The following is an 18,241-nucleotide window of genomic DNA, read 5'->3' as shown; positions in this document are numbered from 1 at the left end:
ACATGAATACCTATGAACTCTGTCAGGTTTTTTTGTACTATAGCCAAGTAGATCAGTAAACACTAATCTCATGACATTTCTCCTTTCAACCGAAACTGTTTCTGCAGATTCGTTGTTCACGCAATGACTACCCCAATCATTGCGTTTTTTTTGTTTTTAATAATATTAATGATTTGGGTTGAAATTAAATCAAGTTACATTTAATCTTATAAATGATTTATTTTTATAAAAATTTTATTCATTATCTCTAAAAGAAATAAGAGTAATACAAATGATATGGGATTTATTAACACATCCATCAAACATTGTTTTTAGTATTTCATTAATGCTATGCCTATTTATAGGTGCTCTAGAATTAATTTTATTATTATTTGGCGGTAGTAGTAGTTTCATTGATCAATTTTTACCAGACAGTCTAGTTGATGTTGATCATGCCGATATTTCTATTGAACATACTAACGGTATTTTTACTCAGCTTTTAGAGTGGCTTTATCTAGGAAAAGTTCCTCTTCTCATTTGGTTAATTATCTTTTTAACGGTCTACTCACTCACAGGTCTCATTATTCAGGATATTTTTTTCCACTTAACCGAGCATTATTTATCTGCTTGGATCATTGCTCCTATGTGTTTATTTTTATGTATGCCACTAGTGAGAACAAGTGCAGCATTGATCAGTAAAATTATTCCAAAAGATGAAACCACAGCCATTCATAGTGATGAACTGATTGGTCGTACAGCACAAATTATTTTAGGACAAGCCAAACAAAACTCCCCTGCTCAAGCCAAGGTAAAAGATCAATTCGGTCAAACCCATTATGTCTTGGTTGAACCCGAGTTAGATATTATTTTTTATCAAGGGCAAGATGTGATTTTAACCCAAAGAACAAAAATTGGATTCCAAGCAATTACTGCTTAATTTATATATTAATTTAATGAGGGATTTTAAATGTTGAGTTCAGCATTGACTGAAATTTTAATCATCACCGGTATTATTTTTGCAGCACTCATTTTTATCGGCGTCGTGATTGCTCGCCTATATACCCGTTCCAGCAAAGAAGTGTCCTTTGTACGAACAGGTTTTGGAGGTGAAAAAGTTATTTTGAACGGAGGAGCAATTGTCCTCCCTGTTTTACATGAAATTATTCCTGTGAATATGAATACGCTGCGCCTCGAAGTTAAACGGGCAGCAGATCAAGCACTGATCACTCGTGATCGTATGCGTGTCGATGTCATGGCTGAATTCTATGTTCGGGTCAAACCTACTGGTGAATCAATTGCAACGGCAGCCCAAACATTAGGTCGAAAAACCATGTCACCTCAAGAATTGAAAGACTTGGTTGAAGGCAAATTTGTTGACTCTTTACGTGCTGTTGCTGCTGAGATGGCAATGGAAGAACTGCATGAAAAACGTGTGGACTTTGTACAAAAGGTTCAGCAAGTCGTTTCTGAAGATTTATCTAAAAATGGTTTAGAACTTGAAACAGTGTCATTGACTGGTTTAGACCAGACCAGTTTTAAATTCTTTAATCCACAAAACGCCTTTGATGCAGAAGGTTTAACCAAACTAACTGAAACCATCGAAGATCGTCGTAAAAAGCGTAACGACATTGAGCAGGATGCTGATCTGGCGATTCGTGCGAAAAATCTGCAAGCTGAACAGGCAAGACTACAAATTTCTCGTGAAGAGGAATATGCCAAACTACAGCAGGAACGTGAAATTTCAATTCGCAAGGCCGAACAAAGTGCTGAAATTGCTGCTCAGGAAGCGGCTAAAAAGCGTGAAGCAGAAGAAGCCCGTATTGCTGCTGAACGTGAAGTTGAAATCAAACGTATTGCTTCGGCTCGTGATGTAGAAAATGAAAATATTCAAAAAGCACAATTGATTCAAAAAGCGCAAGTTGAGCAAAAGAAAACCATTGAATTGGCTGAACAGGATCGTGCCATTGCCATTGCTGAAAAATCTCGCGCTGAATCAGAAGCCAAAGCCCAAGCAGATAAAGCCCGTGCCGAAGCCGTAAAAGCTGAAGAAGAAGTTGTAACGGTACGTGAAACACAACGTGCTGAACGTCAAAAAGCGGTTGAACTAGTTGCAGCCAAACAGACTGCTGAAAAAGAAGCAATTGCTATCACTGTCGCAGCAGATGCAGGTAAAAAAGCCGCTGCTGATGAAGCGGAAGCTGTGCGTATTGCTGCTGAAGCAGATGCTGAAAAAATTCGCTTAAAAGCGAAAGGTGAAGCCGATGCTAAAATATTGCTTGCCCAAGCTTTAGAGAAACAATATCAGGTTGATGCAGAAGGTGCTCGTGCAGTGAATGAAGCCGCCAATACTCTTTCTGCTGAGCAAGTGGAAATGCAAGTTCGTCTGGCATTGTTAAAGCATTTACCAGAGATCATTCGTGAAAGTGTTAAACCAATGGAAAACATTGATGACATCAAGATTTTACAAGTGAATGGTTTAAGTAATTTCGCAGGTGGTTCTGTATCAGGTGAAACAGTTGAAAATGGTCAAACGTCTTTATCTGATCAAGTAGTGAATAGTGCCCTACGCTATCGTTCACAAGCACCGCTCATTGATAGTTTAATGAATGAACTTGGCTTACAAGGTGGTGACATCAATGGTTTGACTCAAGGGTTAAAACCCAAAGCTGAATAAACATTGTTGATCTATAAAGAGTCTTAGTAATAAGGCTCTTTTTTTCATCTAAAAAATATAAATAGATAACTAGTGGAGTTTAAGCATCATTTAAAAAAATTAAGATTTTCTTCAATTCTACAATTACCTCATCTTCATCATACATGTACTCTCCGCCTCCACACACATATGAAGCTAAAATTAGAACCATATTATTTATCAACTCTTCCTCAGACTTTAAATCATCAAGAAAAACTTCTATTCTTTGTGCATTCTTAATAGATATATCTTTTTTATCTATAAACTGCTTAATACTATAAATTAATTTTTCTTTAATCATTTATCTTAGCCTTAGACTAATTAACTCATCGTTCTACTACTGTTTATCTATGTAATGAAACAAATTGAATTAAGAAGTTGACTCAATCCCAGCCAACAAAGCAGTCATAAAAACACGTTTATCAATAATTTCATTATCAAATGCTAGTTCAATACAATCAAAGAGTGCACAAAAGTCTTCACTGCAATCCAAAATAGTTGAATGAAGCAAAATAATTAGTCGTTGTTGTGATACATAAGATTTCAGACTCGTAGATTAAGGAATTTGATTTGAAAACCAAGCATGGGTATCTTTGCAATTAATGCGTTGAATGATGATTTGTGCAACTTGTTTACTAGATGGAAGTAGGCTATGGATAATAGGTAACTTGACTTGATCTGTAAGCCAATCGGCACTTACCTCAGATAACGAGACAATTCCATCGTTAAATTCTGTTCTGAATGGGCTCAGTTTTCCTGAAAGTCCTTTAATACCAGCAATGCCTGTGGTTGAATGTTCAGTACACGGTATAGCTGCCATTCGCTCTATCGAACTAAGCAGATGACCACAGTCACGTGTGACTGAGCGAAACAGGAAGTTCCTGTTGAAACGCTGAGCAAGTTGTGAGGCTTGGATTGGAGAACCAAGCAGAAAGATGTGTTTGGGCTGGTTTGTTCCTGCTGGGAGCAAACTTAAAGCAGAGCGGATTAGCACTCCCCCAAGGGAATGACCTATCAGCACATAATCTCCCTTTGCTGCGATTTCTTCAATCCATCTAGTCAAGCGAACTTGAATTTCAGAAAACGATTGTAAGCTTACAGAATAGCCGAAGCACCTAGTTATAATGCCAGCCTTTTTAATGTGGCGAAGCATTGGCCAACCAGATAAAGGCGAGCGCCCCATTCCATGTACGAATAATGCTTGCATAGCGCTTTAAGACCTAACTAACGTTATACGGCAAATTGCCATATAAATTTCCAAAAATTAGATATATAACTTCCATTAATTTATTGCTAGCATTGAAACTTATCTTATAAAGTACGAATACAAAATAACCATGTCAAGTATTTTATCGTGGGTATTCTTTCACAAATTAAATGTAAATTTGGTAGATTATATTCCCTCAATAAAAAAACCCCAACGTTTCCATTGGGGTTTTTTAAAAGATTAAAATCTAACGTATTACGCTAAACCTTTCTCTTTTAACACTTGCAACATAGTTGAACCAAGCTCAGCTGGGCTACGAGTGTAAGCCATTCCTGCACGTTCAAATGCAGCAAATTTCTCTTCAGCAGTACCTTGACCGCCAGAAATGATCGCACCAGCATGACCCATACGCTTACCTTTAGGCGCAGTTACACCAGCGATGTAACCTACAACAGGCTTAGTCACGTTAGATTTGATGAATTCAGCAGCTTCTTCTTCCGCTGTACCACCGATCTCACCGATCATGATGATTGCATCCGTATCTGGATCGTCTTGGAACAATTGAAGCGCTTCGATCTGGTTCATACCTGGGATTGGGTCACCACCAATACCGATACAAGTAGACTGACCTAAACCAAGCTTAGTTGTTTGAGCAACAGCTTCGTAAGTCAATGTACCTGAACGTGAGATAATACCAATACGGCCTGGTTGGTGGATGTGACCAGGCATAATACCGATCTTACATTCACCCGGAGTGATCACGCCTGGGCAGTTAGGACCAACTAAACGAGTACCATTACCATTAGTCTCTAAGTAGCGTTTAGCTTTAAGCATGTCGATTGTTGGAACACCTTCAGTGATCACAACAATTAAGCCAACACCTGAATCAACCGCTTCAACGATTGAGTCTAAAACGAATGGTGCTGGTACATATATTACAGATGCATCCGCATTTGTTTCACGTACCGCTTCTTTCATCGTGTTGAATACAGGCAGTTCAAGATGAGTTGTACCACCCTTACCCGGAGTAACACCACCAACAACTTTTGTGCCGTAGTCTAAAGCTTGCGCAGAGTGGAAAGTACCGTTTTTACCAGTAAAACCTTGTACCAATACTTTAGTGTCTTTATTAATTAATACGCTCATGATTGATACTCCTTACGCTTTCACTGCAGCTACAACTTTTTCTGCGGCATCAGATAAACCATTCGCAGAAATTAATTTCAAACCAGATTCATCAAGTAATTTAGCACCTAACTCAGCATTGTTACCTTCTAAACGAACAACAACGGGTACAGTGACATTTACTTCTTGAACCGCTGCAATAATTGCTTCAGCAATCATGTCACAACGTACGATACCACCAAAGATATTGATTAAAACACCTTGAACAGACGTATCAGCAAGGATGATTTTGAACGCTTCGATTACGCGCTCTTTGGTTGCACCGCCACCAACGTCAAGGAAGTTTGCAGGTTGACCACCATAAAGTTTGATGATGTCCATCGTTGCCATTGCAAGACCAGCACCATTCACCATACAACCGATATTACCTTCTAGAGCAACATAGTTAAGATCAAATTCAGATGCTTTTAATTCACGCTCATTCTCTTGAGATTTATCACGTAAAGCAGCAACTTCTGGTAAACGGTATAACGCATTTGAGTCAATGCCTACTTTTGCATCAACACACAAAATTTCACCATTTTCACGTACTGAAAGTGGGTTAATTTCAAATAAAGCAAAATCATTTTCTACAAATGCTTGATATGCAGCTGTCATGATTTTAACAAATTGACCAACTTGTTTATCTTTTAATGCTAATTTAAATGCAACTTCACGTGCTTGGAATGGTTGTAAGCCAACAAGTGGATCGACTTCAACTTTAATAATTTTTTCAGGTGTTTCTTCTGCAACTTTCTCGATTTCTACACCACCTTCGGTAGAAGCCATGAAAGTAATACGACGGCTAGAACGGTCGACAACCGCACCCAAATAAAGCTCACGCTCAACTGGATATACATCTTCAGCAACAATAATACTATTTACTGGTTGGCCATTTGCATCTGTTTGATAGGTTACAAGACGCGTACCAATAATATTGTTTGCAAATTCGATAACATCTTCTTTTGATTTCGCAACTTTTACACCGCCAGCCTTACCACGACCACCAGCATGAACTTGTGCTTTCATTACAGCAAATTTACCACCAAGCTGTTCAAACGCAGCAACGGCTTCATCTGCATTTGTTGCCAAGATACCTTCCTGTACTGGCATACCATATTTTTTCAATAATGCTTTAGCTTGATATTCATGTAAGTTCATTCAGTTACCTACTATGTAGTTTATTGTCATACAGTCTAGATATATTATAAATTATAGACTGTTACAAGTTGAGTAAATGATTGTTTTTATTTCAACCATCATTAATTAAAAAGTGTGGCGAACCACACTTATTTTGTTATTTACGTTTACGTTGAATCGCATGGATGGCACGACCATCAACAGCAAGCGCGGCTTCATGTACAACTTCTGAGAAAGTTGGATGACCAAAAGTCATTAATTGTAGGTCTTCAATTGAAGATACAAATTCAAGTGCGATCATACCTTGATGTACGATATCAGATGCATTTGGACCCACAACGTGCATACCTAATAAACGGTCAGTTTTTGCATCAGCAACGAACTTCACAAAACCAGCAGTATCACCAGCAGCCAACGCACGACCATTCACCGCAAACGGGAATTGACCTGCTTTAACTTCGTGACCTTTTTCAGCAGCTTGTTCTTCAGTTAAACCAACCCAAGCAGCTTCTGGATGTGTATAAATAACGCTGATGATTGTGTCATAGTTCACTTGAGCAGCATGACCGTGAATACGCTCAACTGCCATTACGCCCTCTTCCATTGCTTTATGAGCAAGCATTGGACCACGTACCAAGTCACCAATCGCGTAAACACCTTCAACAGATGTTTGGCACTGATCATTCACATCAACCAAACCACGTTCAGTCAATTTAATGCCAGAATCTTCTGCCAATAAACCTTCTGCATATGCCTTACGACCTACACATACGATTAACTTGTCAAAAACTTGTTCTTTGTCTTCGCCAGCTTGGTTATATTTAACCGTTACTTCGCGGCCATTGGTTTCAGCACCAGAAACTTTTGCACCGATACGGATATCTAAACCTTGTTTTTTCAAGATTTTTTGATATTCCTTCGCCAATGCTTTGTCTGCCATTGGTAAGAAAGCATCTAATGCTTCAAACACAACAACTTCCGAACCAAGGCGACGCCATACAGAACCAAGTTCTAAACCAATAACACCTGCACCAATCACACCAAGACGTTTAGGAACTTCTGGGAATTTTAATGCACCAGTAGAATCAACGATTAAGTCTTCATCAACTGGAGCGACTGGAATATTTACAGGTACAGAACCAGTCGCAAGAATGACATATTTAGGTTCTAAAACCTGTACTTCACCTTCAAACGGTGTGAATTCTACTTTTTTACCTGCAAGTAATTTACCCGTACCTTGTAACCACTCGATACCATTACCTTTCAGTAATTGAGCAACACCACCCGTCAATTGATCTACAACTTTGTCTTTACGTGCCAACAAAGTATCTAAATCAAATTTAACTTCGCCAGTCGTGATACCGTGTTCAGCAAGCTCATGAATTGTTGCTTCATAACGGTGAGAAGAGTCAAGCAATGCTTTAGAAGGGATACAACCCACGTTTAAACATGTACCACCCAAAGATGGCTTACCGTTGTGAATACGTTTTTCGATACAAGCGACTTTGAAACCAAGTTGAGCTGCACGAATCGCTGCTTCATAACCACCAGGACCACCGCCAATGACAACAAGATCAAACTGTTGAGACATTTTTATCTCCAAAATCCCATATAAAGGATCACTTTATATGGGAGGCAATATATGTAGTATTAAAGATCAAGAATGAGTTTAGCTGGCTCTTCTAACAATTCTTTGATTGTTACAAGGAAACCTACAGCTTCTTTACCATCGATTAAACGGTGGTCATAAGAAAGTGCTAAGTACATCATTGGCAAGATTTCAACTTGACCATTTACCGCCATAGGACGTTCTTGGATTTTATGCATCCCCAAGATTGCAGTTTGTGGCTGGTTTAAAATAGGTGTTGAAAGCAATGAACCGAAAGTACCGCCGTTCGTGATCGTGAACGTACCACCCGTCATTTCTTCGATCGATAATTTGCCTTCACGTGCTTTAGCAGCATATGCAGCAATTCCACCTTCAACTTCAGCGTAGTTCATACGATCAGTATCACGAAGGATTGGCACAACTAAACCACGGTCAGAAGAAACAGCTACACCGATGTCATAGAAACCGTGATATACGATATCGTCGCCATCGATAGAAGCGTTTACAGCTGGGTAGCGTTTTAACGCTTCAGTTGCCGCTTTAACGAAGAAAGACATAAAGCCTAAACGTGCACCATGACGTTTTTCGAAAGCATCTTTATATTGCTTACGCATTTCCATGATTGGTTTCATGTTAACTTCGTTGAACGTTGTTAACATTGCAGTTTGTTGTGTCGCAGCCAATAAACGCTCAGCAACACGCTTACGTAAACGTGTCATTGGAACACGTTTCTCGATACGCTCGCCGACAGCAACGCTTAATGGTTGAACTGATGCAGCAGGTTTAGCTTGATGGCTAGCAACATCTTCTTTAGTGATGCGACCACCACGGCCTGTGCCTTGAACGTCAGCAGCATTGATACCAGTTTCAGATAATGCTTTACGAACTGCAGGCGCTTGGTTTTGATCAACTGCTTGAGTTGATGCAGCCACCGCAGGGGCAGATGCAGCAGGCGCCGCTTCTGCTGGTGCAGCAGCTTCAGGAGCAGCCGCAGCAACAGCACCAGTTTCGAATTGAGCAATCACTTCGTCAGAAAGAACTGTATCGCCTTCACCTTTGATGATTGCAACTAAGCTACCATCAGCTGGAGCAACCACTTCTAAAACAACTTTATCGGTTTCAATGTCACAGATCACTTCATCACGTGATACAGGTTCACCTACTTTCTTGTGCCAAGTTGCGATCGTACCGTCAGCAACTGACTCTGGAAATACCGGTGCTTTAATTTCGGTTGCCATTATTTAGAATCTCCTGATTGTTCAACTTCAATCGCAAGTGCGTCATTGATAAGCTGAGCTTGTTGTTTTGCATGCAAGTATGGCGAGCCACAAGCAGGTGCGGCAGATGCGTCACGACCAGCATAGCTAATACGAATTTGTTTACCTGATTTAAGAACGTCTTCATATAAACGAGGAACGATAAATAACCAAGCACCTTGGTTCTTCGGCTCTTCTTGTGCCCAAACAAGTTCTTGAATGTTTGAATACTGAGCCATAACCTCAGCTAAGCGTTGTTCTGGGTATGGATACAATTGTTCGATACGAACGATCGCAATATGGTTTAGACCAAGCTCACGACGTTTTTCGAGTAAATCGTAATAAACCTTACCACCACAAAGAACTAAACGAGTCACATCAGCTTTATTGATTTGATCAACTTCATCAATCACAGTTTGGAATGAACCGTTTGCTAATTCATCTAAAGTTGAAGTCGCAAGTTTATGACGGAGTAATGATTTTGGTGACATTACAATCATTGGCTTACGAATCGGACGAACCGCTTGACGACGCAATGCATGGAAAATCTGCGCTGGTGTTGTCGGTGTCATCACTTGCATATTGTCTTCAGCGCAAAGCTGTAAGAAACGCTCTAAACGTGCAGATGAATGTTCTGGACCTTGACCTTCATAACCGTGTGGTAACAACATGGTTAGACCACACACACGCTCCCACTTGGTTTCACCCGAAGCGATAAATTGGTCAATAACAACTTGTGCACAGTTTGCGAAGTCACCAAATTGAGCTTCCCAAACGATTAAGCTTTTTGGCAATGTCGTTGAATAGCCGTATTCAAATGCAAGCACTGCTTCTTCTGACAACAAAGAGTCATAGACCGCAGTACGAGGCTGATTTTCTTTAATATGGCAAAGTGGAATATAAACCGAACCATCGACTTGGTTATGTAATTTGGCATGACGGTGCGAGAATGTACCACGCCCCACATCTTCACCCGTGATACGCACAAGGAAACCATCGTCAAGCAAAGATGCATAAGCTAGAGTTTCTGCAGCACCCCAATTGAGTGGCATTTCACCTGTTTGCATCTTCACGCGATCTTCGATCACTTTCTGAACTTGACGCTGTAATACAAAACCTTCTGGTAATGTATTCATTTTCAAACCAAGTTCTTTTAGACGATCGATGCTAAAAGTTGTATCCCAAATATCTGTGTATTCATGACCTAAATATGGCGACCAATCTACAAACATTTTTTTGTTTGGTTCACGAACTAAAGCATTGGCAACATGATTACCTGCTTCTAAGTCAGAGCGATAACCTTCAACCATGGCATCAGCACTTGCACGATCAAGCACTTTTTCTTGAACCAATTGATCAGCATACAACGTACGTGTTGTTGCTTTCTTGTTGATCACTTGATACATCAATGGTTGAGTTGCAGATGGTTCATCCGCTTCGTTATGACCACGACGACGGTAGCAGAACAAGTCTAAGATGACATCTTTACGGAAAGTATGACGGAAATCATGTGCAAGCTGAGTTACGAAAATCACAGCTTCAGGATCATCGCCATTCACATGGAAAATCGGCGCCTGAATCATCTTCGCAACGTCAGTACAATACTCTGTAGAACGTGTATCGCGCGGATCAGAAGTTGTGAAGCCCACTTGGTTATTGATCACGATGTGAACGGTACCGCCCACTGTGTAACCACGTGTTTGTGACATTTGGAAGGTTTCTTGGTTTACACCTTGACCCGCAAATGCAGCATCACCATGCACAATCACTGGAAGAACGTCATCGCCGCCAATATCTTTACGACGAACTTGACGTGCACGAACCGAACCTTCGACAACTGGGCCAACGATCTCTAAGTGCGATGGGTTAAACGCCAATGCTAAGTGAACTTCGCCACCCGGAGTCATTACGTTTGAAGAGAAACCTTGGTGATACTTAACGTCACCAGAACCTTTTTTATGTAGGCTCTTGCCTTCAAATTCACCAAAAAGATCCGCTGGGTTTTTACCCATGATGTTCACAAGAAGGTTGAGACGACCACGGTGTGGCATCCCAATCACAACTTCTTTACAACCGACGCTGCCTGCACGTTGAATGATTTCATTCATCATTGGAATAAAAGACTCACCGCCTTCTACACCAAAACGTTTCGCACCAACGAATTTATTACCAAGATATTTCTCTAAGCCTTCCGCAGCGGTTAAACGCTCAAGAAAACCTTTTTTCTGATCATTGGTGTAATTGAATTTACCGCGAGCACCTTCCAAACGTTGTTGAATCCAACGCTTTTCTTTGGTATCAACGATATGCATATATTCTGCACCGATTGAAGAGCAGTAAATTGCTTCCATGGACTCAACCATTTCAGACAATGTCGCTTCTGCTTTACCAATCGCGAGGTTACCTGTATTAAATACAGTATCTAAATCAGATTTGGTTAAACCGTGTGCAGATAAATCAAGATCTGGAACTTCTTCGCGTTTCGCAAGGCCTAATGGATCAAGTTTGGCTTTTTGATGACCACGGTTACGATAAGCAGCAATCAGTTGTAATACACCAATTTGACGACGCTCATGTTCTGTACTTACAGTGCTTTGTACAACAGGTTGAACTCGGTTTGAATTACGACCCAAAAGGAGGAATTGCTCGCGCACACTGCCGTGTGGTTGATCACCTTTAGGGTATTTATCGAAATATTCACGCCAATCCTCTGACACTGAGGTTGGAGAAGTTAGGTACTGTTCGTAAAGCTCTTCAATATACGCTGCACTATCAGCGGAAAGTTCAGTGTCAAGACGCAGTGCGTCAGCAACTTCTTGCATTTTTGGACCCATTTCCTATTGCAAAAAATAATACAGGTTGCCTTTTAAGCACACCCATGATTCATAGTATCAAATTGGTAAAATGACACTACTACTCAAGATCATCCAACCTTGAGACATTATCACTACACATCAGGAGTATTCCTTTTGATGTAATAAATGAGCTATGCACTTTCAATTCAAAGCACATAACTCATCCTTATACTCGATGAAATCGAGCAATTTTTTGCAAACCATTTTAGAAAAATTAACAAAAATATTAACTTTTCTAAATTGACTTTAACCCGAAGTATATCCATACAATTGGTAAGCGTTAGAGCGATATAACATCAGGAATATGCTTATTTTTTGCTTCAGGCCGTGGCAGAAATCGTAACATGTTCTCATGTACGAATTGATTTTTTTGACACATACCATCTATAAAGCAGCGAAATACACATTCTTCATTATATTCTAATATACCGCCCTTTTTATAATTGTTGCACCCTTATCGACCAAAGTTAAAGATTTTCTACAATTCTTGCACAAACATTATGCAGAGCGCCTAAAAATAGATCATTCATTTTTCCTATTCATCCAAGTCATTTTTCTTAAGCTCAAAATTTATAAATTTCAACACTCAATAATATTTTTTAAGGACTCGATAATAAGCCTTGCACCTCCCAACACAAAAAAGGATTTAAACAAAATAAAAAAGGGAACTTTTAAAAAGTTCCCTTTTCACATGTCAGAAAACTGTATTAACCAGCTTGGTCTAACAACATATTACGAATGTGACCAATTGCCTTCGTCGGGTTTAAACCTTTAGGACAAACTGATACACAGTTCATGATCCCTTTACAACGGAACAAAGAGAATGGGTCGTCTAAACGAGCCAAACGCTCTTGTGTTGCCGTATCACGAGAGTCAATGATAAAGCGATATGCATTTAACAATGCAGATGGTCCGAGGAACTTATCAGGGTTCCACCAGAATGATGGGCATGATGTTGAACAACATGCACAAAGAATACATTCATATAGACCATCTAAGTGTTCACGTTCTGCTTGAGACTGTAAACGCTCTTTTGCTGGTGCAGGCTGATTGTTAATCAAGAAAGGTTGAATCTTGTCATATTGATCATAGAACTGGTTCATGTCTACAACCAAATCTTTTACCACTGGTAAACCAGGTAAAGGACGGATCACAATCTTCTCTGGTAAATCGTTCAAGTTCCACAAGCACGCTAAACCATTTTTACCATTGATGTTCACACCATCCGAACCACAAATACCTTCACGGCAAGAGCGACGGAATGTTAATGACTCATCTTGTACTTTCAACGCAAGTAACGCATCAAGCAACATACGGTGCTTATCGGTTAACTCAAGTTTGAAAGTTTGCATGTACGGCGCTTTATCCTTATCAGGATCATAGCGGTAGATTTCGAATGTACGAGTACCTCTACTCATCTTTGTTCTCCCGATTAGAATGTACGTGGCTTAGGTTCAATTGCTTCAACCGTTAATGGGCTGAAACGTACCGGCTTATATTCAAGACGGTTGTCTGATGAATACCATAAAGTATGCTTCATCCACTCATCATCACGGCGACCGTATGAATAAGTTGGGTGATCAGGTGCTAACTCATAGTCAACAACTGTATGCGCACCACGACATTCTTTACGTGCAGCAGCAGAAATCAAAGTCGCTTTCGCAACTTCATACAAGTTTTCAACTTCTAATGCTTCAACACGTGCAGTGTTAAATACTTTAGATTTGTCTTTCAAATGAATGTTACGAACACGTGGCTCAATCGCAAGAATTTCTTTTACGCCTTTATCAAGCAATGCTTGAGTACGGAATACACCTGCGTGATCTTGTACGATGTCACGGATTGCATCAGCAACTTCTTGCGCGTTTTCACCTGTGGTTGAATCATCTAACTTACGAATACGCTTTAATGTGTTTTCCAACACATCAGTCGGAAGCGGTTGATAGTCATCACCATGATGTTTAGTCACGTAGTCAATGATGTGTTCACCCGCTGCTTTACCAAATACTACAAGGTCAAGCAATGAGTTTGTACCTAAACGGTTTGCACCATGTACTGATACGCAAGAACATTCACCGATCGCATAGAAACCTTTTACTGGTTTCACATAGTCACGTGTACCTTTATAAGAATACTCTTTCGTATCTTTATCATAGTGCGCAGAGAATTCACCCTCTTCAACACCGTGTGGTACAACCACTTGACCATGAATATTCGTAGGAATACCACCCATTTGATAATGGATTGTTGGTACAACTGGAATTGGCTCTTTGGTACAGTCAACGTTTGCGAACTTCTTACCAATCTCAAATACAGATGGTAGACGTTTCATAATCGTTTCAGCACCCAAATGCGTCATATCTAACAAGATATAATCCGCCTTAGGACCACAACCACGACCTTCTTTAATTTCTTGGTCCATTGAACGTGATACGAAGTCACGTGGCGCCAAGTCTTTTAAAGTTGGAGCATAACGTTCCATGAATGGTTCGCCGTCTTTGTTACGAAGGATACCACCTTCACCACGACAACCTTCAGTTAACAATACGCCCGCACCCGCAACACCCGTTGGGTGGAATTGCCAGAATTCCATATCTTGTAATGGAATACCTGCGCGAGCAGCCATACCAAGACCATCACCAGTGTTGATATAAGCATTGGTTGATGCACGATAAACACGACCAGCACCACCAGTAGCAAATAAAGTCGCTTTCGCTTGGAATACTGCAATATTACCTGTTTCTTGGTCAATTGCGGTTACACCAAGAACATCACCTGCTTCGTTACGGATTAGGTCTAATGCAATCCATTCAACGTAAAACTGAGTACCCATTTTTACGTTACTTTGATACAAAGTATGAAGTAATGCATGACCTGTACGGTCAGCAGCAGCACACGCACGTGGTACAGCTTTTTCACCGTAGTTTGCAGAGTGACCACCAAATGGACGCTGATAGATCGTACCATCTTCGTTACGGTCAAACGGCATACCTAAGTGTTCAAGCTCATAAACAACTTTTGGCGCTTCACGTGTCATGAACTCGATTGCATCCTGATCGCCTAACCAATCCGAACCTTTAACCGTGTCATAGAAGTGATAATGCCAGTTATCTTCTTGCATGTTACCTAACGATGCACCAATACCGCCTTGAGCAGCAACAGTATGCGAACGTGTCGGGAATACTTTGGTCAATACTGCAACTTTTAAACCAGCTTGAGCAAGTTGGTAAGAAGCACGCATACCAGAACCACCACCACCAACAATAACTGCATCGAAAGTGAGGTTTTGAATATTTGAATAATCTTCTTTAGGGTTAATTGCGCCCATGATCTCTTCCTATCAATTTGCCCAGAAAATCTGGATACCCCAGATTGCGTACACGAACACTGAAATAATGACAGCTGTAGTGAGTACAAGGCGTAAACCTGAAGCCGAAGAACCCATTTGACGAGTCGTTACATAATCAGTAAAGACTTGCCACATCCCAATCCAGGCATGTGCAAAGAGCGATAATACGGCCAGCAAAGAAAAAATCTTCATTGGCAGAGTCAACATAAAGCCAGCCCACTGTTCATAGCCAAATCCGCTGTTGCAGAGAATCCAGCCAAACAGAACAACAGTATAGGCAGCCAATACAACCGCACTCACACGCTGGATATACCAATCGCGAGAACCTGAACCTGTTAAACCTGTAGCACTTTTCATCAGAACATAATCCATACGAAAGCTGCGATAATTCCAAGCGCAGACAAGATCAATGAAATAGTAGCTGCGATACGACCGCTTTGTAATTCTTCCGCAAAACCCATGTCAGCAAGCAAGTGCTTGATTCCTGCAATAAAGTGGAAAATTAACCCAGCTACAAATACCCATACGATGAAACGTACAATGATATTTCCGAAAACGACATTTTTAACGTAGTCAAATCCTTCTGGTGAAGATAAAGATTTATCCAAAATCCACAAAAGAACAGCGACTAATAAGAAAACGATTACACCTGATAAACGGTGTAGAATTGATGCAATAGCCACGGGTGAGCGTAAATTTACCGCTAACACCTGACCCATGGACAAATTGACAGGTCTGTTGCTTTTCACAGCGGGCATCCTGTAGGTAGAAACTCCATCTGGAGTTTGTTTGAATTAATTCAAAGGAAAGCTGGCATAGTCAGGCAAGCATAATGCACGCCTAACCTATATAACGACAACGAATTATAAAACGTGAAATATCAAAATACAAACAATCAGTTTTCGCTTTAGTCGAAAATACAATGAAATAAGAATCATTCACATTTAATGCGTGTTTAAGCTGCGTTGGAAACAGCAATAAAACCCAATATATTACTGTTATATAAAAATAAAATATAAGTTATTATTTTTTAGTTTACTAAATTTTTTGTCAAAATTATTTCTAATATATTTCAATAACACTCCACCTAATGTCTAAAAATTAATCAAAAAGTACAATCTTAAATATAGGCGAAAATAATACCCCTCATTTATATATTAAATATCAGGGATCAATAATCTGTCTCCTCACACCAATTAGCCACAAAAAATAAGCTATTTTTTATACAGTTAATCGCACCATAATGAATCAATTATGACTCAATATATAAAACTTTTAATCTATTTTTTAATGGATAGTTAATTCTAAACCCTGAGATATATAGGCTTTTGAATTGTGGTAAGTATTTATTTTTTAAGCACCAAAATATAACTCGGATAAAAATTTACTTACAATTGTACTGGTGCTTCATTTTTTTTATGCACCTCAAACCTGATTTGACATATTATACTCGACCGATGCTGTGATTTTACTCAATTTTTTCTTTGATACTAAATGACTAATTGACTGCAATAACGTTATTTTTTATCCCTAAGTATAATTGACAAAATTTTAGTAGCCACTAATCTTATAGCAAATTTTGACACCGTCTGATTCGCACATGACAAGATTAGGATTTCGAGTCAGATAATCATTCACCAGGACAGGAGATCTATTGAATGTCTGCAGCAACTGGCAAAAAAGCCGTATTACAGCTTGATGGCAAAGAAATTGAATTACCAATTTACAGCGGCACATTGGGCCCAGATGTAATTGACGTTAAAGATGTATTAGCATCTGGTCATTTTACTTTCGATCCTGGTTTTATGGCGACAGCTGCTTGCGAATCTAAGATCACATTCATTGATGGTGACAAAGGTGTGTTATTACACCGTGGCTATCCGATTGATCAATTAGCGACTCAAGCAGACTATTTAGAAACTTGCTACTTATTATTAAATGGCGAGCTTCCAAATGCTGAACAGAAAGCAGAATTTGATGCTAAAGTTCGCAACCACACTATGGTTCATGACCAAGTAAGCCGTTTCTTCAATGGTTTCCGTCGTGATGCTCACCCTATGGCAATCATGGTTGGTGTAGTAGGTGCATTATCTGCGTTTTATCACAACGGTTTAGACATCGAAGATGTTAACCATCGTGAAATTACTGCAATTCGCTTAATCGCGAAAATCCCTACGCTTGCAGCGTGGAGCTACAAGTACACTGTAGGTCAACCATTCATTTACCCACGTAATGACTTAGGTTATGCAGAAAACTTTTTGCACATGATGTTTGCTACTCCTGCTGATCGTGACTACAAAGTAAATCCTGTTCTTGCACGTGCAATGGATCGTATCTTTACGCTTCATGCTGACCACGAGCAAAATGCATCTACGTCTACAGTTCGTCTTGCTGGTTCTACTGGTGCGAACCCATATGCATGTATCTCTGCTGGTATCTCTGCACTTTGGGGACCTGCTCACGGTGGTGCAAACGAAGCTGTACTTAAAATGTTAGATGAAATTGGTAGCGTTGAAAACGTTGCTGAATTCATGGAAAAAGTAAAACGTAAAGAAGTGAAGCTTATGGGCTTCGGTCACCGCGTTTATAAAAACTTTGACCCTCGCGCTAAAGTAATGAAGCAAACTTGTGACGAAGTTCTTGAAGCATTAGGCATCAACGATCCACAATTGCAGCTTGCTATGGAACTTGAGCGTATTGCATTGAACGACCCGTACTTCGTAGAGCGTAAGCTTTACCCGAACGTAGACTTCTACTCAGGTATCATCTTAAAAGCGATTGGTATCCCAACAGAAATGTTTACTGTAATTTTCGCTCTTGCACGTACTGTTGGTTGGATCAGCCACTGGTTAGAAATGCACAGCGGTCCTTACAAGATCGGTCGTCCACGTCAGCTTTACACAGGCTCGACTCAACGCGACATCAAACGTTAATTTTATTTTTAAAATTAATGTTAAAAAAGCTGCCAAATGGCAGCTTTTTTATGTACA

14 protein-coding genes are annotated in these 18,241 nt (G+C 39.9%); 3 read left to right on the top strand and 11 right to left on the bottom strand.

Annotated features, from left to right (window positions below):
* Nucleotides 1-271: 271 nt before the first annotated feature.
* On the top strand, nucleotides 272-916 hold the full coding sequence (locus tag CDG59_RS02395) for a YqiJ family protein (RefSeq protein ID WP_087543338.1): 645 nt from the start codon (nucleotides 272-274) through the stop codon (nucleotides 914-916).
* Between the two features lie 30 nt (nucleotides 917-946).
* The gene (locus CDG59_RS02390; RefSeq protein ID WP_087543337.1) at nucleotides 947-2,653 is read left to right on the top strand and encodes a flotillin family protein; all 1,707 of its coding nucleotides are present in this window, start codon (nucleotides 947-949) and stop codon (nucleotides 2,651-2,653) included.
* A 79-nt stretch (nucleotides 2,654-2,732) separates the two neighbouring features.
* On the opposite strand, the gene CDG59_RS02385 is transcribed toward CDG59_RS02390, so the two are convergent.
* The 11 genes from CDG59_RS02385 to sdhC all read right to left on the bottom strand — a co-directional run bounded on the left by CDG59_RS02385 (nucleotide 2,733) and on the right by sdhC (nucleotide 16,009).
* Nucleotides 2,733-2,972 carry a hypothetical protein gene (locus tag CDG59_RS02385; protein WP_087543335.1) on the bottom strand — a complete coding sequence of 80 codons (240 nt, stop codon included), beginning with the start codon at nucleotides 2,970-2,972 and terminating at the stop codon, nucleotides 2,733-2,735.
* 255 nt (nucleotides 2,973-3,227) lie between these two features.
* Entirely contained in the window at nucleotides 3,228-3,878 is a 651-nt protein-coding gene (locus CDG59_RS02380; RefSeq protein WP_087543333.1) for an esterase/lipase family protein, read from the bottom strand.
* A gap of 255 nt (nucleotides 3,879-4,133) precedes the next feature.
* Nucleotides 4,134-5,024, bottom strand: a complete 891-nt coding sequence (sucD, locus tag CDG59_RS02375; protein ID WP_004664438.1) for a succinate--CoA ligase subunit alpha — start codon at nucleotides 5,022-5,024, stop codon at nucleotides 4,134-4,136.
* Between the two features lie 12 nt (nucleotides 5,025-5,036).
* Nucleotides 5,037-6,203: an ADP-forming succinate--CoA ligase subunit beta gene (sucC, locus tag CDG59_RS02370; RefSeq protein WP_004664440.1), complete on the bottom strand. Its 1,167-nt coding sequence runs from the start codon at nucleotides 6,201-6,203 to the stop codon at nucleotides 5,037-5,039.
* A gap of 136 nt (nucleotides 6,204-6,339) precedes the next feature.
* Nucleotides 6,340-7,773 carry a dihydrolipoyl dehydrogenase gene (gene lpdA, locus CDG59_RS02365; RefSeq protein ID WP_087536945.1) on the bottom strand — a complete coding sequence of 478 codons (1,434 nt, stop codon included), beginning with the start codon at nucleotides 7,771-7,773 and terminating at the stop codon, nucleotides 6,340-6,342.
* A gap of 59 nt (nucleotides 7,774-7,832) precedes the next feature.
* Entirely contained in the window at nucleotides 7,833-9,029 is a 1,197-nt protein-coding gene (gene odhB, locus CDG59_RS02360) for a 2-oxoglutarate dehydrogenase complex dihydrolipoyllysine-residue succinyltransferase (protein WP_087543331.1), read from the bottom strand.
* Complete coding sequence (locus CDG59_RS02355; protein WP_087543329.1) at nucleotides 9,029-11,869, bottom strand: 2-oxoglutarate dehydrogenase E1 component; 2,841 nt, start codon at nucleotides 11,867-11,869, stop codon at nucleotides 9,029-9,031. Before CDG59_RS02355 ends, odhB begins: the two co-directional genes overlap by 1 nt.
* Nucleotides 11,870-12,609: 740 nt before the next feature.
* Nucleotides 12,610-13,320: a succinate dehydrogenase iron-sulfur subunit gene (locus tag CDG59_RS02345; protein WP_004664446.1), complete on the bottom strand. Its 711-nt coding sequence runs from the start codon at nucleotides 13,318-13,320 to the stop codon at nucleotides 12,610-12,612.
* A gap of 14 nt (nucleotides 13,321-13,334) precedes the next feature.
* Complete coding sequence (sdhA, locus tag CDG59_RS02340; protein WP_004664448.1) at nucleotides 13,335-15,230, bottom strand: succinate dehydrogenase flavoprotein subunit; 1,896 nt, start codon at nucleotides 15,228-15,230, stop codon at nucleotides 13,335-13,337.
* Nucleotides 15,231-15,242: 12 nt separating this feature from the next.
* Nucleotides 15,243-15,608, bottom strand: coding sequence for a succinate dehydrogenase, hydrophobic membrane anchor protein (gene sdhD / locus CDG59_RS02335; protein ID WP_087543327.1), 366 nt, complete (start codon nucleotides 15,606-15,608; stop codon nucleotides 15,243-15,245).
* Nucleotides 15,608-16,009: a succinate dehydrogenase, cytochrome b556 subunit gene (sdhC, locus tag CDG59_RS02330; RefSeq protein ID WP_087536948.1), complete on the bottom strand. Its 402-nt coding sequence runs from the start codon at nucleotides 16,007-16,009 to the stop codon at nucleotides 15,608-15,610. The genes sdhD and sdhC overlap by 1 nt, the downstream gene beginning before the upstream one ends.
* A gap of 900 nt (nucleotides 16,010-16,909) precedes the next feature.
* On the opposite strand from sdhC, the gene gltA reads away from it, so the two are divergent.
* On the top strand, nucleotides 16,910-18,184 hold the full coding sequence (gltA, locus tag CDG59_RS02325) for a citrate synthase (protein WP_005161757.1): 1,275 nt from the start codon (nucleotides 16,910-16,912) through the stop codon (nucleotides 18,182-18,184).
* Nucleotides 18,185-18,241: the final 57 nt, after the last annotated feature.

The organism is Acinetobacter sp. WCHA29 (assembly GCF_002165335.1).
GTDB lineage: Bacteria > Pseudomonadota > Gammaproteobacteria > Pseudomonadales > Moraxellaceae > Acinetobacter.
Note: the sequence above shows the minus strand (reverse complement) of the source record. Positions and strands in the feature narration are given on the sequence as shown.

Bases quoted from the DNA above. Each gene is read 5' to 3' on its own strand.
- CDG59_RS02395 (WP_087543338.1), top strand. From the start codon at position 272: ATGATATGGGATTTATTAACACATCCATCAAACATTGTTTTTAGTATT.
- CDG59_RS02390 (WP_087543337.1), top strand. From the start codon at position 947: ATGTTGAGTTCAGCATTGACTGAAATTTTAATCATCACCGGTATTATT.
- CDG59_RS02385 (WP_087543335.1), bottom strand. From the start codon at position 2,972: ATGATTAAAGAAAAATTAATTTATAGTATTAAGCAGTTTATAGATAAA.
- CDG59_RS02380 (WP_087543333.1), bottom strand. From the start codon at position 3,878: ATGCAAGCATTATTCGTACATGGAATGGGGCGCTCGCCTTTATCTGGT.
- sucD (WP_004664438.1), bottom strand. From the start codon at position 5,024: ATGAGCGTATTAATTAATAAAGACACTAAAGTATTGGTACAAGGTTTT.
- sucC (WP_004664440.1), bottom strand. From the start codon at position 6,203: ATGAACTTACATGAATATCAAGCTAAAGCATTATTGAAAAAATATGGT.
- lpdA (WP_087536945.1), bottom strand. From the start codon at position 7,773: ATGTCTCAACAGTTTGATCTTGTTGTCATTGGCGGTGGTCCTGGTGGT.
- odhB (WP_087543331.1), bottom strand. From the start codon at position 9,029: ATGGCAACCGAAATTAAAGCACCGGTATTTCCAGAGTCAGTTGCTGAC.
- CDG59_RS02355 (WP_087543329.1), bottom strand. From the start codon at position 11,869: ATGCAAGAAGTTGCTGACGCACTGCGTCTTGACACTGAACTTTCCGCT.
- CDG59_RS02345 (WP_004664446.1), bottom strand. From the start codon at position 13,320: ATGAGTAGAGGTACTCGTACATTCGAAATCTACCGCTATGATCCTGAT.
- sdhA (WP_004664448.1), bottom strand. From the start codon at position 15,230: ATGGGCGCAATTAACCCTAAAGAAGATTATTCAAATATTCAAAACCTC.
- sdhD (WP_087543327.1), bottom strand. From the start codon at position 15,608: ATGAAAAGTGCTACAGGTTTAACAGGTTCAGGTTCTCGCGATTGGTAT.
- sdhC (WP_087536948.1), bottom strand. From the start codon at position 16,009: ATGCCCGCTGTGAAAAGCAACAGACCTGTCAATTTGTCCATGGGTCAG.
- gltA (WP_005161757.1), top strand. From the start codon at position 16,910: ATGTCTGCAGCAACTGGCAAAAAAGCCGTATTACAGCTTGATGGCAAA.